22 protein-coding genes are annotated in these 21,140 nt (G+C 69.6%); 8 read left to right on the top strand and 14 right to left on the bottom strand.

Translation table 11 applies throughout. The features are described from left to right. Positions 1 to 10: 10 nt before the first annotated feature. Positions 11 to 448, bottom strand: coding sequence for an HIT family protein (locus tag K8940_RS13590; RefSeq protein WP_223390492.1), 438 nt, complete (start codon positions 446 to 448; stop codon positions 11 to 13). A 109-nt stretch (positions 449 to 557) separates the two neighbouring features. Here K8940_RS13590 and K8940_RS13585 point away from each other — a divergent pair, with 109 nt between their 5' ends. After that, positions 558 to 1,028, top strand: coding sequence for a DUF2141 domain-containing protein (locus K8940_RS13585; RefSeq protein WP_223390491.1), 471 nt, complete (start codon positions 558 to 560; stop codon positions 1,026 to 1,028). Here K8940_RS13585 and K8940_RS13580 read toward each other — a convergent pair. Continuing rightward, a complete protein-coding gene (locus K8940_RS13580) occupies positions 1,018 to 1,920 on the bottom strand; it encodes a metallophosphoesterase family protein (protein ID WP_223390490.1) in 903 nt (300 codons plus the stop codon). The genes K8940_RS13585 and K8940_RS13580 overlap by 11 nt on opposite strands. Positions 1,921 to 2,078: 158 nt before the next feature. Between K8940_RS13580 and K8940_RS13575 the strand changes: the two genes are divergently transcribed. From K8940_RS13575 to K8940_RS13565, 3 genes are read left to right on the top strand one after another with little or no spacing between them, the layout of a single operon-like run. Then, on the top strand, positions 2,079 to 3,137 hold the full coding sequence (locus K8940_RS13575) for a CDP-alcohol phosphatidyltransferase family protein (RefSeq protein WP_223395859.1): 1,059 nt from the start codon (positions 2,079 to 2,081) through the stop codon (positions 3,135 to 3,137). Then, positions 3,056 to 4,051, top strand: a complete 996-nt coding sequence (locus tag K8940_RS13570) for a diacylglycerol/lipid kinase family protein (protein WP_223390489.1) — start codon at positions 3,056 to 3,058, stop codon at positions 4,049 to 4,051. The genes K8940_RS13575 and K8940_RS13570 overlap by 82 nt, the downstream gene beginning before the upstream one ends. Continuing rightward, positions 4,048 to 4,929, top strand: coding sequence for a hypothetical protein (locus K8940_RS13565; protein ID WP_223390488.1), 882 nt, complete (start codon positions 4,048 to 4,050; stop codon positions 4,927 to 4,929). The genes K8940_RS13570 and K8940_RS13565 overlap by 4 nt, the downstream gene beginning before the upstream one ends. A 58-nt stretch (positions 4,930 to 4,987) precedes the next feature. Here K8940_RS13565 and spt read toward each other — a convergent pair whose 3' ends face one another. The 7 genes from spt to lptC form a co-directional block, all read right to left on the bottom strand. After that, on the bottom strand, positions 4,988 to 6,202 hold the full coding sequence (gene spt, locus K8940_RS13560) for a serine palmitoyltransferase (protein WP_223390487.1): 1,215 nt from the start codon (positions 6,200 to 6,202) through the stop codon (positions 4,988 to 4,990). Between the two features lie 3 nt (positions 6,203 to 6,205). Continuing rightward, complete coding sequence (locus tag K8940_RS13555; RefSeq protein WP_223390486.1) at positions 6,206 to 6,457, bottom strand: acyl carrier protein; 252 nt, start codon at positions 6,455 to 6,457, stop codon at positions 6,206 to 6,208. A gap of 78 nt (positions 6,458 to 6,535) precedes the next feature. Beyond that, positions 6,536 to 7,480, bottom strand: coding sequence for a ceramide reductase (gene cerR, locus K8940_RS13550; protein WP_223390485.1), 945 nt, complete (start codon positions 7,478 to 7,480; stop codon positions 6,536 to 6,538). Next, positions 7,473 to 9,191 (bottom strand): fatty acyl-AMP ligase, encoded by a 1,719-nt coding sequence (locus K8940_RS13545; protein WP_223390484.1) that lies wholly within the window; start codon positions 9,189 to 9,191, stop codon positions 7,473 to 7,475. Before K8940_RS13545 ends, cerR begins: the two co-directional genes overlap by 8 nt. After that, on the bottom strand, positions 9,154 to 10,557 hold the full coding sequence (locus K8940_RS13540; RefSeq protein ID WP_223390483.1) for a lipopolysaccharide biosynthesis protein: 1,404 nt from the start codon (positions 10,555 to 10,557) through the stop codon (positions 9,154 to 9,156). Before K8940_RS13540 ends, K8940_RS13545 begins: the two co-directional genes overlap by 38 nt. Beyond that, the gene (locus tag K8940_RS13535) at positions 10,554 to 11,681 is read right to left on the bottom strand and encodes a glycerophosphotransferase (protein ID WP_223390482.1); all 1,128 of its coding nucleotides are present in this window, start codon (positions 11,679 to 11,681) and stop codon (positions 10,554 to 10,556) included. The genes K8940_RS13540 and K8940_RS13535 overlap by 4 nt, the downstream gene beginning before the upstream one ends. A 1-nt stretch (position 11,682) precedes the next feature. Further along, entirely contained in the window at positions 11,683 to 12,315 is a 633-nt protein-coding gene (gene lptC / locus K8940_RS13530; RefSeq protein WP_223390481.1) for an LPS export ABC transporter periplasmic protein LptC, read from the bottom strand. Positions 12,316 to 12,490: 175 nt separating this feature from the next. On the opposite strand from lptC, the gene K8940_RS13525 reads away from it, so the two are divergent. The 3 genes from K8940_RS13525 to egtB all read left to right on the top strand — a co-directional run bounded on the left by K8940_RS13525 (position 12,491) and on the right by egtB (position 16,668). Then, positions 12,491 to 13,555 carry an LLM class flavin-dependent oxidoreductase gene (locus tag K8940_RS13525; RefSeq protein ID WP_223390480.1) on the top strand — a complete coding sequence of 355 codons (1,065 nt, stop codon included), beginning with the start codon at positions 12,491 to 12,493 and terminating at the stop codon, positions 13,553 to 13,555. Next, on the top strand, positions 13,552 to 14,187 hold the full coding sequence (locus K8940_RS13520; protein WP_223390479.1) for a cysteine hydrolase family protein: 636 nt from the start codon (positions 13,552 to 13,554) through the stop codon (positions 14,185 to 14,187). Before K8940_RS13525 ends, K8940_RS13520 begins: the two co-directional genes overlap by 4 nt. 318 nt (positions 14,188 to 14,505) lie before the next feature. Then, entirely contained in the window at positions 14,506 to 16,668 is a 2,163-nt protein-coding gene (egtB, locus tag K8940_RS13515) for an ergothioneine biosynthesis protein EgtB (RefSeq protein ID WP_223390478.1), read from the top strand. Between the two features lie 84 nt (positions 16,669 to 16,752). On the opposite strand, the gene K8940_RS13510 is transcribed toward egtB, so the two are convergent. Continuing rightward, positions 16,753 to 16,959, bottom strand: a complete 207-nt coding sequence (locus tag K8940_RS13510; protein WP_223390477.1) for a general stress protein — start codon at positions 16,957 to 16,959, stop codon at positions 16,753 to 16,755. 46 nt (positions 16,960 to 17,005) lie between these two features. Then, entirely contained in the window at positions 17,006 to 17,140 is a 135-nt protein-coding gene (locus K8940_RS13505; RefSeq protein WP_223390476.1) for a hypothetical protein, read from the bottom strand. A gap of 118 nt (positions 17,141 to 17,258) precedes the next feature. On the opposite strand from K8940_RS13505, the gene K8940_RS13500 reads away from it, so the two are divergent. Then, positions 17,259 to 17,927 carry a DUF1345 domain-containing protein gene (locus K8940_RS13500; RefSeq protein ID WP_223390475.1) on the top strand — a complete coding sequence of 223 codons (669 nt, stop codon included), beginning with the start codon at positions 17,259 to 17,261 and terminating at the stop codon, positions 17,925 to 17,927. Here the strand turns inward: K8940_RS13500 and K8940_RS13495 are convergent. The 3 genes from K8940_RS13495 to K8940_RS13485 form a co-directional block, all read right to left on the bottom strand. Next, the gene (locus K8940_RS13495) at positions 17,924 to 18,727 is read right to left on the bottom strand and encodes a hypothetical protein (RefSeq protein WP_223390474.1); all 804 of its coding nucleotides are present in this window, start codon (positions 18,725 to 18,727) and stop codon (positions 17,924 to 17,926) included. The two genes, K8940_RS13500 and K8940_RS13495, sit on opposite strands and share 4 nt — an antisense overlap. Before the next feature lie 152 nt (positions 18,728 to 18,879). After that, entirely contained in the window at positions 18,880 to 20,292 is a 1,413-nt protein-coding gene (locus K8940_RS13490) for an ATP-binding protein (RefSeq protein ID WP_223390473.1), read from the bottom strand. After that, the gene (locus tag K8940_RS13485) at positions 20,289 to 21,053 is read right to left on the bottom strand and encodes a response regulator (RefSeq protein ID WP_223390472.1); all 765 of its coding nucleotides are present in this window, start codon (positions 21,051 to 21,053) and stop codon (positions 20,289 to 20,291) included. The genes K8940_RS13490 and K8940_RS13485 overlap by 4 nt, the downstream gene beginning before the upstream one ends. Positions 21,054 to 21,140: the final 87 nt, after the last annotated feature.

Raw genomic sequence — 21,140 nt, 5'->3', positions numbered from 1 at the left:
TCCCTGGCGCTCACGCTTGGATCCAGGCTTGCGCGAAATCCCGGGCGAGGCGCTCGACGGCGTCCGGCGTCAGCTCGACGGCGGCGCCCAGGGCAGGCGCGGCGGGCCAGCCGGCGTCGGGGAAGGCCTGGCCTTCATGCTCGCGCGCGCCGTCGTAGCGCGGTAGCACATGGAAATGGACGTCTTTGTCGACCATCATCAGCATTAGGTAATTGATCTTCTCGTAGCCTACGCGCGCCTTCAGCAGACGTTCGATCCCCGTGACGGCGATCTGCAGGTCCGCGAAAGCGGCGGGACTCACCTCGGAGAACGCCTGGACGGCTTCCTTGCACACCAAGACCAAAGACCCAAATGTCGGTTGCTTCGGGCGGACGAGAATCAGCCAGTGATCGGTCTCCGCGATCTTGGAACCGGGATAGCCGAACGCCAGGGCGGTGGGATTGGTCATGAGAAAGCCGAACTAGGGGCTGATGTCGCCTACGCGTAACAATAAGGATGCGGTCCTTTACATGGAAGCACGATCCGTTCTCGTCGGCGCGATGTTCGCGACGCTCGCGATGGCGGGAACCGCTTACGCCCAAAACGCGGGCGGGCAGAGCGCGCGCAACCTGACGGACAAGGAGTGCGTGGGCCGCAAGACCGCCACGCGGCTGAACGTGCAGGTCGGAGCGCTGCGCTCGAACGCCGGCAATGTGGTGATCACGGTCTATCCGGGCGATCCCAGCCGTTTCATGGCGCCGCGCGGCAAGCTGGCCCGGGCCCGGATCAAGACCTCGGCCCCGATGAGCCAGGCCTGCTTCTTCCTGCCGTCGCCGGCCGACGCCTATGCCGTGGCCGTCTATCACGACGCCGACGCCGACGGCGACCTGGACCGCAGCCCGGCCGGCATGCCGATGGAGGGCTATGGCTTCTCGAACGACGCGCCGACCAAGTTCGGCGCGCCGTCGTTCGACGCGGTGCGCTTCGGCGTGAAGCCGGTCGGCGAGACGACCATCCGCGTCAAGGTGCGCTACCCGGCTACGAAATAACGTCGGCCAAGCGGTAGCGGCCCAATTCCGTCAGGCCCTCCTGCCCGGGTTCGACGCCCCGGGCCACGATCCGCACACGGCGATCGCCCGCGGCCCCCTCCTCGATCTCGATGGCGTGCCAGCGCGCCGGCGAATGGCCGCCCCGTTGGGCCGAGGCGGACGGAACGCCCAGGATCGGGATGGCCGAGCCATCGGGGCCGGGCACCGAGCCAACCAGGGATTCGTGGGCGTGGCCGTGCAGCACAAGATCCGCGCCGCGCCGCGCCAGGATCGCCCGCAGGGCCTCCTGGTCCTCCAGCGCCTTGCGCTTGGACACCGCGCCCTTGTGCGGCGGGTGATGCAGCACGACCAAGCGGAAGAGGCCGGCATAGGTCGGATCGGCCAGCAGGGCGTCCAAGCGCAGCAGCTGGTCCTCGCCCAGGCGGCCGGTGGCCAGGTGCGGCGCGGTGCGAACGGCCGAGCAGAGATTGAAGATCGCCACGGGGCCGCGCACCCGCACCTGCGGGAAACGGGTCTCGCCCGTATCGCCCAGCCAGGGCGTCCAGGCGGCGAAGCGCTCGGCCTCGTCGGGGCCGGTTAGGGCGTCGTGATTGCCGGGGCTGACGGTGAAGTCCGCGGGCTTTCCCAGCGATTCCAGCCACGTCCGCGCCGCCGCGATTTCCGTACGCGAAGCAAAGTTGGTGAGGTCGCCGCTGATCACCACATGATCGGGGGCGGCGGCCCGCACGTCGGCGACCAGCGCGGCCAGCACTTCGGGCCGATGGACCTTGCGCTTGCGGCGCCAGGCGATGCGGCTGAGCAGGCGTTTGGTGAAGACGTCGCGCCACCGAAACGCGCCCGGCGGCGGCGGCAGGTGGGGGTCGGAGAGGTGCGCGATGCGATATATGGACAAGTCGGCTCGGGTCGTTCTGGTCGAAACGGGCGAAGCTGCTTATCAATCGCCTCGGATTTCAAAAGGTATATCTTTCTTTGAGCGCTGAAACACAAACTGGAGCCGACGCGGGGCCGCGCGCTCTGACCGTGGGGCAGGCCGGCGGGCGCATCTGGGGCATGACCTCGGCCGAGCGCCTGTCGCGGATCTATCGGCGTCTGGGCCTGACCGAGACGCCGGCCGTGGACCTGTCGAACGCCGTGGTGGCCGTCGACGCCGGCTGGGTGTTCGACGAGTCGCTGATCAAGGCGCTGGCCGGCCGCGAGGGCGCGGTGCTGGTCGACGACACCGGCCGCGCCGTGGCCGTGCACGCCCCCGCCGATATCGCCTATGCCGCTTCCGAGGCCCTGGCCGCCGGGCAGGACCCGACGGGCCTGGATCCGCGCCTGACCCGCCTGACGTCGCTGGAGTTGGGCTCGGCCTACAACAGCGCCCTGCGCAAGCGCGAGCCGCCGGTTCTGGAGCGCCTGACGCCGGAGACCGTCCGCGCGGTCGAGAAGCGCCTGTTCCAAGGCTCGTACAAGGGCGTCACTGACCTCGTCACCAAGTACGTCTGGCCGACGCCGGCGCGGATCGTCACCCGTTGGGCGGCGGTCGCGAAGATGACGCCGAACCAGGTGACCTTCCTCGGCTTCCTGCTGACCCTGGCGGCCACCTGGCTGTTCTGGCATGGCCAGTTCGGCTGGGGCCTGGTCTGCGCCTGGATCATGACCTTCCTCGACACCGTCGACGGCAAGCTGGCCCGCGTGACCCTGACCTCGTCCAAGTGGGGCAACGTCTTCGACCACGGCATCGACCTGCTGCACCCGCCGTTCTGGTGGTGGGCGTGGTTCGTCGGCGTCTACGCGGTCGGCCAGTCGATCCCCCATGCGGGCCTCAGCCTGGCCATCGTCATCGGCGGCTATGTCGCCCAGCGGGTCGAGGAGGGGATCTTCCTCTCCCTGTTCAAGCTGGAGATGCACGCCTGGCGGCCGTTCGACAGCTTCTTCCGCCTGATCACCGCCCGCCGGAACCCGAACCTGATCCTGATGACCGCCTGTGTCCTCGTGGGGCGGCCGGACGTCGGCTTCACCCTGGTGGCGGTCTGGACCGCCGTGTGCTTCATCGTGCACGCCATCCAGATCCTGCAGGGCCTGGCCGCGCCCAAGGGCTCCATCCAATCCTGGCTGTCGAAATGACGCGCATCGGGGTCGTCCGCAATCCGAAGAGCCATGGCAACCGGGCCAACCCGCCCGGTCCGCCGCCCGAGGGCGTGCGCCTGGTCGAGCCCTTCGGACGCGACGCCCTCAGGACCGAGCTGGAGGGGTTCGCCCGGGACGGCCTGGATCTGCTGATCATCGACGGCGGCGACGGCACCGTGCGTGACGTCATCAGCCTGCTGCCCCACACCTTCGGCGAGCAGCTGCCGTTGCTGGCCGTGCTGCCGTCGGGCAAGACCAACGTACTGGCCATCGACCTGGGCACGCCCAGCGACTGGCGGCTGGAGGAGGCCCTGCTGGCCGCCCGGCGGACCGAGCCGCGCGTGAAGTCCCGGCCACCGCTGCGCGTCAGCTGGGTCGACGGCCATCGCCCCTGCCTGCAGGGCTTCTTCTTCGGGGTCGGCGCCTTCGTGAAGGCGACGAACCTGTCCCAGAAGGTCCACAAGGTCGGCTTCTTCCATAATCTCGCGGTGGGCGTGACGATCGCCACCGCCACCTTCGGCGCGCTGTTCGGCGGCGCCCGGGACGAATGGCGCGAGGGCGTGCCGGCCAAGCTGGTCTTCGACGGCGAGACCCAGCCGGGCGAGGAGCGCTTCGCGATCGTCGCCACGGCGCTGAAGCGCCTGCCGTTCGGCCTCAAGCCGTTCGGCCCGCCGCGCGAAGGCCTGAAGATTCTGGACGTCGACGCGCCGCCCCGGCGTCTGCTGAAGGCGCTGCCCCTGGTTCTGAGCGGCAAGGCGGAGCCGCAGCTGGAAGGTCTCGGCTATCGCCGTCGCGACCCTCATCTCGTCAGCCTGGGCGGCGGCGCGCCGTTCGTCCTGGACGGGGAGGTGTTCGAGGGCGGCGAACTGACGATCGCCCTGGGGCCCGCCCTGAGGTTCCTGGTCGGATGAGCCGTCTGCGCGACCTGGTCGCGGCCGAGCTGTCCATTTCGACCCCCGCGCCGATCACCGCCTTCGCCGAGCACCTGACGACGGTTTTTCCGGGCGCGCGGGCCGTGCTGTTCTATGGCTCGATCCTGCGCACCGGCGACCTGTCGGGCGTGCTGGACTACTATGTGCTGACCGAGCGGCCGCCGACGGGCTGGCGGGGTTTCTTCACGCGCATCCTGTGGCCCGACGTCAGCTATCACGAGTTGGCTCATGAGGGACGGATGCTGCGGGCCAAGGTCGCTTCGATGACCCTGGCCCAGTTCCAGAGGGCCGCCGCCGGCGAGACCAAGGACACCACCATCTGGGCCCGCTTCGTCCAGCCCTGCGCCTTGATCTGGTCGGCGGAAGGGGCTGGAGAGACGGTCGTGGACGCCGTGACCGACGCCTGCCGTACGGCGGGACGCTTCGCCATCGCCCTGGGGCCACGGGGCGGTGCGCCGCACGCCCTTTGGACGGCGCTGTTTCGCCAGACCTACAAGGCCGAGCTGCGCGTTGAGAAAGCGGGCAGGGAGGTCTCGATCCTGACCTTCGATCCCGTGCGATACGACCACGTCATGGAGGCCGTTCAGGCCGACGAGGGCGGGGCCATGGCCGAGGACGAACTGGTTCGGCTGAAGAAGGCCTGGGGCGTTCGCAGGCTGCTGGGCAAACCGTTGAACGTGGCGCGCCTGATGAAGGCGGCCTTCACCTTCCAGGGGGCGGCCCGCTACGCGGCCTGGAAGATCGAGCGTCACACCGGCGTCGTCGTCGAGGTCACGCCCTGGCGCGAGCGGCATCCGATCCTGTCGGCGCCGGCGGTGCTGCTGAAGGTCTGGAAGAGCCGGCGCAAGGCGGCCTGACAAACAAAAACGCCCGGGGCGAACCCCGGGCGTCTTCATTTCAGCGACGTGAGCGGTATCAGGCGCGGGCGCGCTTGAGGGGCTCGATGACGCCCAGGGCCGCGCCAATTTCGGCGAAGGCGCCCAGGACGGCGTCGATCTGCTCGTCGGTGTGGGCGGCGCTGACGCTGGCGCGCAGCAGCGGACGGCTGTCCGGCGTGGCGGGCGGCAGGGCCAGGTTCAGGTAGACGCCGGCCTGCAGCAGGCCGTTCCACATGGCGATGGCGCGCTCCTGGTCCGGGATGGTCGTGGCGACCACCGGGCTGGCCGTCGGGCCGGTGTGGAAGCCCATGGCGGTCAGGCCGTCATACAGGCGCTTGGCGTTGCGGTTCAGGCGGTCGCGCAGCTGCGGCTGCTCGATCATGCGACGCAGGGCGGTGATGGTCGAGGCGACCACGGCCGGCGGCAGCGAGGCGGTGAACATGTACGGGCGGCAGACGACGCGCATGACGTCGAAATCGTCCAGGTTCGAGACGCAGAAGCCGCCGATGGCGCCCAGGCTCTTGGAGAAGGTGCCGACGATGAAGTCGACGTCGTCTTCAACGCCGGCCGCTTCGGCCAGGCCGCGGCCCGTGGCGCCCAGCACGCCCATCGAGTGGGCTTCGTCGACCAGCAGGTAGCCGCCCAGCTCGCGCTTCACGGCGGCGATTTCCTTCAGCGGCGCGACGTCGCCGATCATCGAATAGACGCCCTCGACGACGATCAGGCGCTCGCCGGGCGCGTCGCCCAGGCGGCGCAGGCGCTTGGCCAGGTCTTCGGGGTCGTTGTGGCGGAAGCGGATGACCTCGGCGTGGCCGAGGCGCGAGCCGTCGTAGATCGAGGCGTGGCTATCGGCGTCGAGGATCAGGTGGTCGCCGCGGCCGACCAGGGTCGACAGCACGCCCAGATTGGCCTGGTAGCCGGTCGTGAAGACCATGGCGTGCTTGCGGCCGTAGAACTTGGCCAGTTCCTGCTCGAGCTCGACGTGCGCCTCGAACGAACCGTTGGCGATGCGGGAACCGGTCGTGCCGGTGCCGCGTTCCTGCACAGCTTTGACCGAAGCGGCGATGGCCTCTTCGTCAAAGGTCAGGCCCAGATAGTTGTTGGTGCCCAGCAGGATGGTCGGGCGACCCTCGACGACGCCTTCGGTCGGCGAGGTCACGGCGTCGAAGCGAACCTTGAACGGGTCGGCGCCGGCGTCCTGGATGGCCTTGTACGCATCGCGATAGGCCAGGTGCTTATCAAACAGCCCCATTAGTTAAGCCCTAGTCCGGAGATCGTTGATCAGTTTGGAAAGGTCGCCCGCGGTTTCGACGGAAGCGAGGCGATCGAGAGGTATGGAGATGTCGAAGGTGTCTTCGAGCTCCATGATGATGTTCATGAGGGCAAGGGAGTCCACGGCGAGGTCACGGCCGATATGCGACTCGGAACGCACCTCTACAGGCCGTCCCAGAACCTTGCTCGCAGCCACCCCGATCTCGCGCAAGCTGAGATCCGTCACCGTATCCATTCTAAATCAAACCTCCGGGGAGCCCCACCCGTGACACTACTGTAACGGCGAGTCTGTCAGATTTCCGCCATATTCGAACTAGGCGCCGATATTTTTGGGCAACCAACCCTCTGTCCGATACCAATCGACGGTATGAGCGAACCCATCGACCAGGCCGAACACGCTGGGTACTCCCTCCGACATCGGAGCGCTAGATAGTGACCAATTCGCGTGAAGCAACTCCCTGGCCTTGCCGGAACCGAACACCAGAGGGGTCCGCGAGGCCAAAGACCAAGCATCCGCTAGGGTTCCGGCCAGAGTCAGGGCTCCATCGGGAAGCCTTACCAGGCGCGGCTTTGCGCCCATTACCGCCCCCGCCGCGCTCATGATTTCCGTCCAGGTGTAACCGTCGCGCCGCACATCCGAGAGCTCGAAAACACCCGAAACGAAATTTTTGCAGAAATTCGCAAGCTGGGCCGCCGCGTCGTGGACGTGGATCATGGCGACCCGCGCGTCCGGGGACAGCACCGGAAGAATCGGGCTTTTCGCCGCCAGTTCGAACAACGCCAGGGTCTCGGTGTCGCCGGGGCCGTAGATGGCCGGCGGCCGCGCGATCAGCGCGTCGGGATAGGCCTCGCGGACCGCGTCCTCGCCGGCGCGCTTGCTGGCGGCGTAGTGCGAGAGCCCCGGTTCGCGCGCGGCGAGGCTGGACACCAGGATGAAACGGGCCCCCGAGGCCTTGGCGGCCAGGGCGGCGGCGCGGGCGCCGTCGCGGTTGACGACGTTGAAGCCCTCCAGCGAGGCGGCCTTGATCAGGCCGGCCACGTGGATGACGACCTCGGCGCCCTGGCAGAGGCGGTCCAGCGCGCCCGGGGTCCTCAAATCGCCCGCGACCACCTCGATCTCGATGTCGCGCCAGAGCGGGTGGACGGGGTCGCGGCGGACCAGGACGCGGGGCGTCCAGCCGTCCCGGGCCAGGGCCTGGACCAGGTGACGGCCCAGGAAGCCCGTGGCGCCGGTGACCGCGACGATCGGTTTAGTCACCGTAGGCCCCGGCCAGATAGGCGATCTTGGCCTTCGAGCGGCTCAGCTTGCCCGACGAGGTCTGGGGCAGGGCGTGGGCGCCGACCAGCTTCACCTTGGCCTCGACCCCGTGGCGGGTGCGCAACAGGGTGGCGACCGATTCCGAGAGGGCGGCGCGGCTGTCGGCGTCGCCGCCGCGGGCCTGGACCAGCACGACGATCTGGTCCTCCGGCTCGGCGGGGATCGCGAAGGCGCAGACGTCGCCGCTGCGCAGGCCCTCGATCTCGTGATCCGCCGTCCATTCAAGGTCTTGCGGCCAGATGTTGCGGCCGTTGAGGATGATCAGGTCCTTGGCGCGGCCGGTGATGACGATCTCGCCCTCGATGACGAAGCCGATGTCGCCGGTGTCCAGCCAGCCGTCGGCCGATAGTACGCGGGCGGTCTCCTCCGGATTGGCGAAATAGCCGCTCATCACCGAGGGGCCCTTGGCGAAGATGCGGCCGACGCCGCGCTCGGGCAGGACCTGACCCTCCTCGCCGCGCACTTCCAGGAAATGGTCGGGCAGGGCGGGGCCGCAGCGGGCGAAGTCGCGGGCGCGTTCCGAGCCTTCCGGCGCGTCGACGGCCTGGGCGTCGCGCTCCAGGCGTTCGACGTCCAGGGTCTCGGCGCGTAGGCCCTTGCCCAGCGGGGCCATCGACAGGGCCAGGGTCGCCTCGGCCATGCCGTAGCTGGCCACGAACGCCTTGTCCGAGAAGCCGGCCGGGCCGAACGCCTCGACGAAAGCCTTCAGCGGCGGCATGCGGATCATGTCGCCGCCCAGGCCGGCGCTGCGCCAGTGCGAGAGATCGTAGTTTTCGAGCGGTTGGCCCTGCACCCGGCGGGCGCACAGCTCGTAGCCGAAGGTCGGGCTGTAGGCGATGGTGGCCTTGTTGCGCGAGATCAGGTCGATCCACAGCAGCGGGCGACGCACGAAGGCGCCGGTGGGCAGCAGGTCGACCGACATCTGGCAGGCCAGCGGGCTCAGCAGGAAGCCGATCAGGCCCATGTCATGATAGAGCGGCAGCCACGAGATGGCGCGGTCTTGCGGCTTCACCTGCAGGCCATCGCGGGTGATGGCCACGCAGTTGGCCATAAGTGCCTTGTGCAGGACGAGGACGCCCGTCGGGGTGCGGGTGCTGCCCGACGAGAACTGCAGGTAGCACGGGCTTTCCGGGGTGATCGTCGGCAACTGCGCGCCGCCGTCTTCCGGCAGGTCGGCCAAGACGCCGGCGAAGTCCAGGTTCGCGGCTTCGCCGATCTCGGCGACCCAGTCCTTCAGGCCCACCGGACCGATCAGGATCTTGGCCTGGGCCGAGGCGGTGAGGTTCTTGATCTGCTCGATATAGGCCGCGCGACCGCCCAGCGGGGTCGGCAGGGCCAGCGGCGCGGGCAGCAGGCCGGCGTATTGGCAGGCGAAGAAGGCGCGGACGAAGTCGCCGTCGGTCTCGGCCAGCAGGGCCACGCTGTCACCGACCTTGGCCCCTGTGGCCAGCAGGCGGCGGGCCAGGACCACGGCGTCCTCGCGCAGCTTGGCGTAGGGCATGGCCTCGACCAGCTCGCCGCGCAGCGAATAGAGGTTGATCCCCGTCTCGCCGGTGGCGGCGAAATCGAGGGCCTGGGTCAGGGTCGGAAAGTCGGCGAACCGAACGGTGCGGTCAGACGCCGTGGGCGTGATCATAAGTTGGGCCTTCATCGTCTTTGGTCGTACGCGCGGAGCCTTCTTCCGTCGCGAGTCGGGCGAGCCTGCGGCGCGCCATGAAATACATGCCGATCCCCATCCCCAAAGCGGCCGCGACCAGCGCGGCGCCCGCGCCGGTCAGGCCGAAGGCGTGGATCAGCGGTCCCAGGGCCGCGAGATAGGCGATGACCACGACGAGGCGCACGGTCAAGGCCGATCCCGCCGCGCGCATCGACACGAGCATGGGTTCGAGCGGCAGGGTCATCACCCCGATGGCGGCGGCGGCGACCTGCCAGTTCATCACCCCGGCGGCCGCGCCATAGCCCGGACCGACGACCTTTTCCAGGATCCAATAGCCGGCCAGCAGGCTGACCAGCAGCAGAACGCCCGCTGCGGCGCCGCCGATCAGGGCGATCTGGACGGCCAGCTTGTTCATCGCTTGCTGACTGCCGGAGGCGCGCATCTTGGCCAGTTCGGGATAGAGGGCCGGCACCATCAGCCGCGCGGGCTTGGCCATGCCGTCGGCCACCTGCTTGCCGATCCGCCACGAGGCGGCCTGGGCCGGGCCCAGCATCGCGCCGACGATCATGGTCAAGACGTGGGTGAAGCCGACGTCCAGGGTGCCGGAGAAGTTGGTGGCCAGGGCGAAGCGCCAGACGCCCGGCAGGTCCTGGCTGGTCGGGCCGACCAGGCTGAAGCCCCGCAGGAGGCCGCGCCGCTTGAGATCCCAGAAGGCGATCGCGGCGATATAGGCGAACGAGGCGAAGGTTCCCGCCGCCCAAGCCAGCAGGAAATAGGGCAGGGGCGCGTGCGTGAAGGCGCAGATCGCGCAGCCGATCATCCGCACGAACGAGCTGATCGCCTGTTCGGCGGCCAGGAAGCGGAAGCGGTCGAACAGGCGCAGCAGGCCCACGCCGGTGGCCGAGGTCATCACGCCGATCGACAGGGCGTAGAGCGCCCCATAGCCGTGCGTGCCCTCGGGCCAGCGCAGTTCCTGCCAGAAGAACCAGGCCCCCAGCACGCCCAGGATCACGCCCAGAACGCCGCTGATCAGGTCCAGCAGCATCGACAGGCGCAAAACCTGCTGGAACCGGCGCTTGTCGTTGTCCAGCAGCGGCGCGGCGCCGTAGGTGATCAGGGTCTGCCACGACTGGAAGTGCGCGGCCTCGCCCAGGAACTGGGCGAAGGCGTTGATCAGCACCAGCACGCCGGCGGCTTCCTTGCCCAGGCTGCGGTAGGTGAGGGCGATATAGGCCAGGCCGACGACCGCGTTGACCACCCGGCCGCTGAGCAGCTGGCCGGCGTTGCCCAGCACCTTCTTGAGCGGCGAGGCGGGCTTGGCTTCCGGCGAGGCCGGATCGGGGAGCGCGGCGTCGCTCATGCCGCGCGTTCCAGCTTGTCGACGATGGCGCGGGCCGCGCGCACCGAGGCAGGGGTGTTGCTGACGTCGAAGGTCTCGGCGATGGCCCAGGACTGGGTCTCGCGATAGTCGCCGTGGGTGGCGAAGGCGTTGTCCAACCCCTCGCCCAGGCCCTCGATGCTCTCCAGCACGGGGCCGTACAGCCAGTGATGGAAGCTGGGATCGCCGCACCAGCGGGCGCCGCTGGCGTTGAGGAAGAGGCACGGCTTGGGCGTGCGCAGGAACTCGTAGACCTGGCTGGAGACGTCGCCAAGATAGAGGTCGGCCGCCTTGGTGTAGGTCATGTCCGCCGCCGCCGGCCCGCCCAGGTCGACGTGGATGCGCGGGTTCTCGGCGAACACCTTGAAGGCCGCGCGCTCCTCCATGGATGCCGTCTCGAACAGGCGGATGTGCGGGGCGAAGATCAGGTTGTAGCGGTCGTTGGCCGCGAAGAACTCCAGCACCTGCTTGCCCCATTTGGGCCAGGAGCCGAGCTCGGCGTGGAAATGGGGATTGTACAGCACCACCGGGCCCGGGCGCTCGAAGCGCGGGAAGGCCCGGGGCGGCAGCTCGTCGACCAGGTCGAACTTGGGATAGCCGACCATGGCGCAGGTGTCTTCGGTGACCCAGCCCTCCTGCAGCATCCGGTCGCGCTGCTTGCGGCCGGCGGCCATGACCAGGTCGAACAGCTTCAGGCGCGGCTCGAACGGACCCTCGCGGTCGCCGGCGCCGTGCTGGGTGTAGACCAGCAGCGGATGGCGCACGCCGATGCGGCGCAGCAGGGCGGTGGTGCGTTCGGGCGTGATCACCGCGTCGTAGCGCGCCAGGCGCAGGGCGTTGGCGATCAGCATCGCCGCCTTTGGCGGAGCGCCGCCGCCGCCCAGGCGGCGCAGCCAGGCTGGCGGCAGCAGGACCAGCTCGATCGGCGCGCCGCCCAGCTCGGCGATCAGGCCGGCGACATAGTCGATCAGCTCGGGCGTGGTCGCGGCGATCTCGACCTTGATGGCCGGCCAGCGCCGAGCCATGGCGACGGCCACCGACAGGCTGTGCCAAACCTGATGGTGTTGCGCGATGTAGAGGAAGCAGACGCGTTTGGCGGCGGCCACGTCAGCGCTGCCGCTCCAGCCGGGTGCGGACGCGGCCGTTCAGCACGACGCGGTCACCCTTGTCGGTGACGTTGTAGCTGTTGGCGCGCGTCGTGCCCTTGGGACCGGCGCCTTCGATGCCCGCGCCGCCGCTGACCTCGCCCGTGCGCATGTCGATCAGGGCCTGGGGCGCGTCGAAGTCATAGCCCTCGGCGCTGGTTATCTTCACGTCCCCGGACAGCAGCAGGGTGTGCTCGGCCTCGCGGTAGAGGCCGGTCTTGGCCGTGGCCTGGCTGGGGCTGGGCTCGCCGTAGCCGCGCACCAGGACCGGCGTCGTCAAGCGCACCAGGTTCTGGTCCTTGGCGTCGCGTTCGGCGTTGTCGGCGGTGATCAGGAAGGCGCGGCCGTCCTTCAGCACGCCGGTGAAGCGTGGCTTGCTCAGCAGCAGCGGGGTCGAGGCGGCCTGGGTCTGGAGCTTGCTGGACGCAAAGCTGCGCCACGACGCCTGGCCGACCACGACGGCGCCGACGGCGACCGCGAAGACGGCCAGGACCAGGCGCAGGCGACGGACCGGCGCCCGGCGGCGGTTGCGGGCCCGTTCTGCGGCGCTGGGAAGGTGGGGGACAGCGGCGGCGCTGTCGGTCTGGGTGAGCATTTGAGGAATGGATAGTCCTACGTCGCCGTTCGCCCAAGGGCTTTGTTTTCCGGCGCGGGATCGTGGCGCGGATAAGTGGCTTGCAGATGGCGGCGGTTGACGCCTCTTCAAGTGCGGTTGTTCGCTCACGCGAAGCGCGTGATCCTCGCGTTCGCGCCGTGATAGGATCCGCGACATGTTCCACCGACCCTCGCAGCACAAGGATTTCGGCGTCTTCCTGCCCGTGGCCAACGGCGGCTGGATCGTCTCCAGCACCACGCCCACGCTGGACGGCCTCTATGCCCAGAACCGCGCGGCCGCGATCAAGGCCGATCAGGTCGGCATGGATTTCGTGATGTCGATGGGCAAGTTTCGCGGCTTTGGCGGCGAGACCGACCACTGGGGGACCTCGCTCGAGTCGGTGACGCTGATGGCGGCCATCGCCGAGGCGACCAAGAACGTCCGTATCTGGGCCACGGTGCATCCGCTGCTGCAGAACCCGGCGGTGGCGGCCAAGATGATCGCCACCCTGGACCACATCAGCGGCGGCCGGGCCGGCCTGAACATCGTCGCCGGGGCCTATAAGGCCGAGTTCGACCAGATGAGCGCCTGGGACGATTCGCTGTCCCACGACGACCGCTATGGCCTGGCCGAGGAATGGACGACCATCGTCAAGCGCCTATGGTCCGAGGACAGCGTCGACTTCGTCGGCCGGTACTTCACGATGAAGGACTGCCAGTCCAGGCCCAAGCCGCTGTCGAGGCCGCGCCCGGAGCTGATCTGCGCGGGCATGAGTGATCGGGGCTTCCAGTTCTCTGTGCGCGAGGCCGACGCCTGCTTCATCGGCGGCCGCACGCGCCAGGAGCATCGCGAGGCGTCCCGCCGCGCCAAGGCCCTGGCGCGCGACCTGGGCAAGACGATCCGCACCTACGCCATGTGCACGATCGTCCACGCCGAGAGCGACGCCGGCGCTGAGGCCCTGGTCCGCCGCTACGCCGAGGGGGCGGACATGGGCGCGATCCTGGCCATGCTGGCCAACTGGGGCGTGCCCGCCGACCGGCTGCAGGCCGTGGCCGCGAAGCAGGGCGCGTTCATGACCGAGACGATCGTCGGCTCGCCCGCCACCTGCCGCGAGAAGGTCGAGGCGTTCATGACCGAATGCGAGCTGGACGGGCTGATGCTGATCTTCCCCGACTACGTGGAAGGCCTGGCCATGTTCGGCGGCGAGATCCTGCCGGCGCTGCGGTCGGTGTTCGCGTGAGCCCGGCGACGGGCCTGGAAGCCTGGATCGCGCCCGGGCGCACGGCGCTGCTGATCATCGACATGCAGGTCGACTTCGCCTCGCCCGAGGGCCTGGCGGGGCGATGGGGCCTGGATCTCTCCACCGTGCCGGCGGCGCTGGCGGCGGCCGAGCGCCTGGCCGAGCAGGCGCGAGCGGCCGGAGTCCCGGTGGTGTTCGCCGGCCTCTTCACGACGCCGCAGACCGACTCCGCGGCCTGGAACGAGCGGATGCGGCGGCGGGGCGGCGATCCGTCGGTCGAGGCGGCGCTGTGTCGGGCGGGGGAGGTGGGCAGCGCCTTCGTCGGCCCCCAGCCGCGACCGGGCGAGCTGATCATCCGCAAGACCCGCTACAGCGCCTTCTGGGACACCGAGCTCGACGCGCGGCTGAAGGCGATGGGCGTCGACACCCTGGTGCTGGCCGGCCTGACCACCGAGTGCTGCGTCGACGGCACGGCGCGGGACGCCTTTAACCTCGACTATCACCTGTTCGTCGCCGCCGACGCCTGCGCAGCCTACGAACCGGACCTGCACGCCGGGGCGCTGAAGATGCTGGACCTGAACACCGCGATCCTGACCGACGCAGCCAGCGTCGTCGCCGCCTGGAGCGCCTAGGCCGCGAGATATCCTGGAAAGAGGGTGGGATGGCCGGTCGGAGCTGCTCAATTCTCCGACCGGCGGGCCCGTCGGTGGTAAGGGGCAACCGACGTCCTCCGATAGGTAGACGTTCCCGCGAAGCGCCTCCCTCCAGGCGCGCGCGCTTCATGAACTCAAATCAGGTTTATGGTCGCCGAACCTTGCAAGCGGGCTCCTGACACAATGTGGCAGCAAGGCGCGCCGGCTCGGCTTGCAACCAGGGATCGGAACACCGAAGTTCCGGGAACGTTGTCGTCGCTCGGGCTGCGCCACAGTCCCGCTCGGCCAGGAGGGCCCATGACCCCGGACGATCTGCCCGCAATGGAACTCCTCGACGCGTCGGCCGACGCGCTGGCCGACCGTTATCGCCGCGTGCGACGCCGGACCGAGGTCCTGGCCGCGCCCCTGTCGCCCGAGGACCAGGCGGCCCAGTCCATGCCGGACGCCAGCCCGACCAAGTGGCATCGGGGCCATACGACCTGGTTCTTCGAGACCTTCCTGCTGACGCCCTTTCTTCCGGGCTACACGGCCTATGATCCAAGCTTCGGCTACCTGTTCAATTCCTACTACGAGACCGTGGGTCCCCGTCAGCCCCGGCCCCAGCGGGGCCTGCTGACCCGTCCGTCGACCCAGGAGGTCGGCGCGTACCGGGCCCATGTCGACGCGGCCATGGCGCGCCTGCTGGCCGCACCGCTGACGCCCGAGATCCGCGAGCGGATGGAACTGGGCCTGGCCCACGAGGAGCAGCATCAGGAGCTGATCCTGATGGACATCCTGCACCTGTTCGCCCAGTCGCCCCTCAGCCCGGCCTATCAGCCCGGCGCGGCGCCGGCGCGTCCGGATCCGGGCCCGCAGCGCTTCCATCGCTTCGCCGGCGGTCTGGTCGAGATCGGGGCGTGCGAGGCGGGCTTCGCGTTCGACAACGAACGCCCGCGCCACAAGACCTATGTCGCCCCGTTCCGGCTGTCCGACCGTCTGGTGACCAATGGCGAGTGGCTGGCCTTCATCGAGGCCGGCGGCTATGGCCGCGCCGACCTGTGGCTCTCGGAAGGCTGGGCCAGGGTCAAGGAAGAGGGCTGGGAGGCCCCGGGCTATTGGCGGCGCGACGAGACCGGCGCCTGGACCACCATGACCCTGCGCGGCCGCCATCCGGTCGACCCGAACGCGCCCGTCGTGCATGTCAGCTACTACGAGGCCGCCGCCTACGCCGCCTGGGCGGGCCGTCGCCTGCCGACCGAGGCCGAGTGGGAGGCCGCCGCCACGGCGAGCGGCATGACCGCTCTGCGCCAGCTCTACGGCGCGACCTGGCAGTGGACCGCCAGCGCCTACGGCGCCTATCCGGGCTTCAAGCCGGGCCCTGGCGCGCTGGGCGAGTACAATGGCAAGTTCATGGTCAGCCAGATGACCCTGCGCGGCGGCTGCGAGGCCACGCCGCCGGGCCATACGCGGGCGACCTACCGCAACTTCTTCCATCCGGGCAGCCGCTGGATGTTCGCCGGGCTGCGCCTGGCCGACGACGACCGTCTGAGCGAGGTGAAGCCGGGCGATGCGTTCCTGGAAGAGGCCATCGCCGGCCTGTCGGCCAGTCCCAAGACCCTGCCGGCCAAGTACTTCTACGACGCCGAGGGCTCGCGCCTGTTCGAGGCGATCTGCGAGCTGCCTGAATACTACCTGACCCGGACCGAGACGGCGCTGCTGCGCCAGATCGCGCCCCAGATCGCCGCGCGCATACCCGACGGCGCGGTGCTGGTCGAGTTCGGCAGCGGGGCCAGCATCAAGACCCGCATCGTGCTGGACGCCGCGCCCCAGATCGCCGTCTACGCCCCGATCGACATCAGCCCCACGGCCCTGGACGAGGCCGCCGCCAGCCTGCGGCAGGCCTATCCCGCCCTGGCCGTCGCGCCGCTGGTCGAGGACTTCACCAAGGCCATCGCCTTGCCTGAAGGCGCCAGGGGCCACACGCCGGTCGGCTTCTTCCCCGGCTCGACGATCGGCAACTTCGCGCCGGACGAGGCCGAGGCCCTGCTGCGCCAGGCCAGGACCCTGCTGGGCGAGGGCTCGCTGTTCATCGTCGGCGCCGACGTGGCCAAGGATCCGGCGGTGCTGATCCCGGCCTATGACGACGCGCAAGGGGTGACGGCGGCCTTCAACCGCAACGTCCTGGTGCACATCAACCGCGAACTGGGCGGGACCTTCGATCCGATGGCCTTCGCCCACAAGGCGGTGTGGAACGCGGCGGAGAGCCGGATCGAGATGCATCTGGAAAGCATGCGCGACCAGATCGTCATGGTCGGCGACTACGGCTTCCGGTTCGCCGCCGGCGAGACCATCCACACCGAGAATTCCTACAAGTATCCGGCCGAGGCGTTCGAGACGATCGCCGCCCGCGCCGGCTGGACCGTGGTCCAGCGCTGGATCAGCGAGGATCCGACCTTCGCGGTCTACGCCCTCCAGGCCTGAGAGGGGCTGCCATACACGCGCGAAAACGCGCCGGTTCCGAAGATCGGGACCGGCGCGTCTCTCGGATGGTGATCCGAATATCGCCTAGAGGGCGCGATCGCCGGGACGGCCGCCGCGCGAGGACGAACCGCCCTTGCGGCCAGCGTTCGCCGCCAGATCGCGGTCCTTGGCGAAGCTGCGTTTTTCGCTGGGCACGCTAGCGCCGCCCTTCCTAGCGATTTCGCGGCGGCGTTCCGGGTCCATGGCGGCGAAACCGCGACGACCGCGGGGACGTTCGCTATCGATGTCCATGTGGGGGCTCCTAGTCGGGACAGGTCACAAGGCGGTACGTGCGAGATCAGGCGTCATAGGGACGGTCGTCCCCTGGATCGACCGGCGGCGGCGAGGTGGGGGGCTCCTCGACGGGCGTGACACCGGGCTCGTACTCGGGCGGTTTGGGCTCGGGCGGCGGCGGGGCGTCTGGGTCGGTCACTGGCGTCGTTTCCTGCGCGTTCCGGTGAAGTAACCAGCGAAGACGCTTTCGGTTCACCATGAGATCGCACTAATTACGCCGCACCGGGACGAGCCGGCCGCCGAGGAGTCGCCAGAGAATGACCCGCAAGACCAAGCAGATGGTCGATCGCGCCGCTTCGCATTGGCGTTTGGCGGCGGGTCTGGCGGCGGGAATTTTCGCGTGGATCGCGGCGAAATGCTTCGGCGCGCCGCGCGGCGCGCACCTGTTGCTGGCCTGGGACTGCGCCGCGATTGTCTATCTGCTGACGACGTGGTGGTTATTCTTGAAGGCCGACGAGGCCGAGGTCCGCTCTCGCGCCGCCCAGGAGGACGAGGGCGTGCCCGTCCTGCTGCTGATCGTGCTGGCGGCGATCCTGGCCAGCCTGGGGGCGGTGGTCGACGCCATGATCGCCGCCAAGCACGCTGCCGGCGCGGCTCAGGCCTTCATCGCCACCTGCGCCGGCGCGACCCTGGTGCTGTCGTGGCTGGTGCTGCAGTCGGCGTTCGTCCTGCACTACGCCCACCGCCACTTCGGCGACGGCAAGGGGAAGGGCGGCATCCAGTTTCCCGGCGAGCCGCCCGCCAGCTACATGGACTTCGCCTATCTGGCCTTCAGCGTGGGCGCGACCTTCCAGGTCTCGGACAACAACATCCTGACGGCGAAGCTGCGCCGTCTGGTCACCGCCCACGCCGCGGCGGCCTATTTCTACAACACCGCCATCCTGGCGCTGGGCATCAACATCATCGCCAGTCTGATCGGCGGTTAGCCGGGACGCCCGCCGCCGCCCGGACCGCCGCCACGCCCGCCGCGACCGCCCATGCCGCCGCCCTTGCCCTTGCCGCCGGGGCGGAAGCCCGTCTGGGCTGGGGTCTTAGGCAGTTCCTCCAGCTTCAGGACGCCGTCCTTGTCGGTGTCCAGCAGCGCGAAGCGAGTCTTGGCGGCCTTGGTCGCCTCGTCCTTGGTGATGCGGCGGTCGAAATTGCCGTCCGAGGCCATCACCGGCTCGGGCTCGGCGATCAGGCCGAACAGGGCCGCGCCCTGCAGGACGTTGGTTCCCTGCTGGCGCCGGCGCGGAGCCATGTCGCCGCCGTCGCCGCCGTCGGGCGGGCCGCCCATGCCGCCGCCGGGGCCCTGACCCATCGGCCCTCGTCGCGTCGAAGCGCCCGGCGCGGGCAGGCCGACGATCTCGGGGGCGATGCGGGTCTCGTAGTTCGAGACCTCGAAGCCGTCGACGACCCCGTTCTTGTCGGTGTCGACCAAGGCGAAGAACCGCAGAGAGTCGGCCACGAACTCGTCGCGGCTCAGGGCGCCGTCATGATTGGCGTCGGCGCCGTCGAACCACGCCTTGACGGGGTAGGGGACGCCCGGCGGCGCGCGGAAGGGCTCGCCCGCCGGGCTGATGAACAGCTGCGGGCCGCCGCCCATCGGGCCAGGACCGTCCTCGCCCGGAGGACCGCCGCGTCCGCCGGGACCGCCTGGGCCGCCAGGACCGTCGGGTGGCCCGCTGGCGCAGGCGGCGAGGGTGGCGGCGAGGACGGCGGTCAGGCCGAGCGAGCGAAACGTCATCCAGGGAATCTCCAATCAGCCAAGCTTTGAAGCGCGGCCGGATTGCCCGGCGATGTCAGGCGCGGCCGCGGGCCTTGCGGCGTGGCAACATTCGCCGCCGTTCCGCCGCAATGGGCCCTCGAAGCTTGCCGCCGGATATCAGTCGGCCGAGGTTAAGCGGGAAGTCGGACGCAGGCGCGCAGGCCGCCGTTGGGGAGATTGTGCAGGGTGACGTCGCCGCCGTGGGCGCGGGCTAGCGAGCGGACGACCGCCAGCCCCAGGCCGATGCCGCCCGTCTCGCGGTTGCGCGAGGGCTCGCCGCGATAGAACGGCTCGAACACCCGCTCCAGCTCGGCCGGAGGCACGCCGGGGCCGTCGTCGTCGATCTCGATGATCGCCATGCCGTCCTCGGCGTAGACTCGGCCGCGCGCCGCGCCGCCGTACTTCAGGGCGTTCTCGACCAGGTTCGAGACCATCCGCTTCAGGCCGATGGGGTCGCCCTCGATGATCACCTTCTCGGCCTGTTCGACGGTTGCGTCGCGACCGGTTTCCGCCGCCTCGTCCATCACGCTTTCCAGCAGCGAGGACAGCTCCAGCCGCGTGCGTTCGGCCGGGCGGCTGGTGTCGCGCACGAAGCCCAGGGTGGCCGAGATCATCGCCTCCATCTGGTCGATGTCGGCGGCCAGCTTCGAGCGGACGTCGTCGGGCGTGGCCTCGATGCGGAACTTCAGGCGGGTCAGCGGCGTGCGCAGGTCGTGGGCGATGGCTCCGACCATGGCCGTGCGGTCCTCGACATAGCGGCGCAGGCGTTCCTGCATGTTGTTGAAGGCCGTGGCGGCGGCCACCACCTCGCCCGAGCCCGAGATGTTCAGCGGCGGGGTGCGGGGATCCTTGCCCAGGCGCTCGGCGGCGTCGGCGAAGGCGGTGATCGGCTGGGCCAGGCGGCGGGCGAACAGCCACGCCAGCGGCGTGACAGCCGCAACTGAAAGCAGCAGGATCAGCAGGACGCGCTGCTGCCAGCTGTCGAAGCGGAAGGTCGGCTTGGGTTCGACCACCAGCCAGTGGCCGTCGCTCTGGCGCACGCCCAGCTTGAAATCGCCGAAGATCAGCGGCTCGTCCTTGCCCCGGGGAGGACCGTCGGGGCCGCCCGGACCCCGGCCGCCGGGCTCGCGGGCGAAGGGCTCGCGCTGGCCGCCGCGCTGGGCCTCATCGCGCTTGGGCGGGGTGACGGGCTGGCGGCGGACGAAGAAGCGCGGACCGTTGTCGATCTGCAGCTCGATGCGGCTCACCGGCACGTCGATCAGGCGGCCGATCTCGGCCTTGAAGTCGGCGCGGCGGGGATTGTCGGGACCGATCGCCCGGACCGCGCCATGCTGCTTGATCACCAGCAGGCGGCCGTCGCGCGGCTGCACCGGCTGGCCGGTCTTGATGGCGCGGACGATCTCGCTGGACCGGTAGAACTCCGGCGGCGGCGGGGGCAGGTTGAAGATGACCGCGATCGAGATCAGCTGGGCCGCCACCAGGGTGATGATGACGAGGCCCAGCGCCTGGACGAACAGCGGCGCGCCGCGCCGGAACGGAGTCATGGGGTGCGGACGACCTTGGCGGTGAACATGTAGCCTTCGCTGCGGATCGTGCGGATCAGCTCGCTGCCGCCGCCGTCGTCCAGCTTGCGGCGCAGGCGGCTGATCTGGACGTCTATGGCGCGGTCGTAGGCGTCGCTGTCGCGACCGCGGGCCAGGTCCAGCAGTTGGTCGCGGGTCAGGACCCGCTGGGGCCGCTCGACGAAGGCGCGCAGCAGCGAGAACTCGCCGCTGGAAAGGTTGACGACCACCGACTGGGGCGAGCGCAGCTCACGGCGGACCAGATCCAGGCGCCAGCCGGCGAACTCGCAGGCCGCGCCCATGGCGTCGTCGACGGCGCGCGGCTCCTGACGGCGGCGCAGCACGGCGCGGACGCGGGCCAGCAGCTCGCGGGGATTGCAGGGCTTGGGCAGGTAGTCGTCGGCGCCAAGCTCCAGGCCGACGATGCGGTCGGTCTCCTCGCCCATGGCCGAGAGCATGATGATGGCCGGGCCGTCGCTGGCGGCCGACAGGCGGCGGCAGATCGCCAGACCGTCCTCGCCGGGCAGCATGACGTCCAGCACGATCAGGTCGATAGGACCGCGCGCCAGAACCTGCTCCATGGTGCGGGCGTCCTGGGCGGTCTCGACCGCGTAGCCGTGGCGGGTGAGGAAGTCGGAGACGACGTCGCGGATGCCTGGATCGTCGTCGACGATCAGGATGCGCGGCGCCGCGCCGCGCGGAGTGTCGAGGTCGCCCTGGGCGGTGTTCTGGACATTTTCCATTCGGTGTTCCTGTCACGCCCCCGTCACGGTCAGATTTCACTTCTGAAACAGCGACGCAACCCAGTCATGCGATCTGATGTCGCACCG

The sequence above is a fragment of the Caulobacter segnis genome, assembly GCF_019931575.1.
GTDB lineage: Bacteria > Pseudomonadota > Alphaproteobacteria > Caulobacterales > Caulobacteraceae > Caulobacter > Caulobacter segnis_C.
Note: the sequence above shows the minus strand (reverse complement) of the source record. Positions and strands in the feature narration are given on the sequence as shown.

Excerpts from the sequence above, each read along its gene's own strand:
- K8940_RS13590 (WP_223390492.1), bottom strand. The coding sequence starts at position 448 with ATGACCAATCCCACCGCCCTGGCGTTCGGCTATCCCGGTTCCAAGATC.
- K8940_RS13585 (WP_223390491.1), top strand. The coding sequence starts at position 558 with ATGGCGGGAACCGCTTACGCCCAAAACGCGGGCGGGCAGAGCGCGCGC.
- K8940_RS13575 (WP_223395859.1), top strand. The coding sequence starts at position 2,079 with ATGACCTCGGCCGAGCGCCTGTCGCGGATCTATCGGCGTCTGGGCCTG.
- K8940_RS13565 (WP_223390488.1), top strand. The coding sequence starts at position 4,048 with ATGAGCCGTCTGCGCGACCTGGTCGCGGCCGAGCTGTCCATTTCGACC.
- spt (WP_223390487.1), bottom strand. The coding sequence starts at position 6,202 with ATGGGGCTGTTTGATAAGCACCTGGCCTATCGCGATGCGTACAAGGCC.
- K8940_RS13555 (WP_223390486.1), bottom strand. The coding sequence starts at position 6,457 with ATGGATACGGTGACGGATCTCAGCTTGCGCGAGATCGGGGTGGCTGCG.
- K8940_RS13545 (WP_223390484.1), bottom strand. The coding sequence starts at position 9,191 with ATGAAGGCCCAACTTATGATCACGCCCACGGCGTCTGACCGCACCGTT.
- K8940_RS13540 (WP_223390483.1), bottom strand. The coding sequence starts at position 10,557 with ATGAGCGACGCCGCGCTCCCCGATCCGGCCTCGCCGGAAGCCAAGCCC.
- lptC (WP_223390481.1), bottom strand. The coding sequence starts at position 12,315 with ATGCTCACCCAGACCGACAGCGCCGCCGCTGTCCCCCACCTTCCCAGC.
- K8940_RS13525 (WP_223390480.1), top strand. The coding sequence starts at position 12,491 with ATGTTCCACCGACCCTCGCAGCACAAGGATTTCGGCGTCTTCCTGCCC.
- egtB (WP_223390478.1), top strand. The coding sequence starts at position 14,506 with ATGACCCCGGACGATCTGCCCGCAATGGAACTCCTCGACGCGTCGGCC.
- K8940_RS13510 (WP_223390477.1), bottom strand. The coding sequence starts at position 16,959 with ATGGACATCGATAGCGAACGTCCCCGCGGTCGTCGCGGTTTCGCCGCC.
- K8940_RS13500 (WP_223390475.1), top strand. The coding sequence starts at position 17,259 with ATGACCCGCAAGACCAAGCAGATGGTCGATCGCGCCGCTTCGCATTGG.
- K8940_RS13495 (WP_223390474.1), bottom strand. The coding sequence starts at position 18,727 with ATGACGTTTCGCTCGCTCGGCCTGACCGCCGTCCTCGCCGCCACCCTC.
- K8940_RS13490 (WP_223390473.1), bottom strand. The coding sequence starts at position 20,292 with ATGACTCCGTTCCGGCGCGGCGCGCCGCTGTTCGTCCAGGCGCTGGGC.
- K8940_RS13485 (WP_223390472.1), bottom strand. The coding sequence starts at position 21,053 with ATGGAAAATGTCCAGAACACCGCCCAGGGCGACCTCGACACTCCGCGC.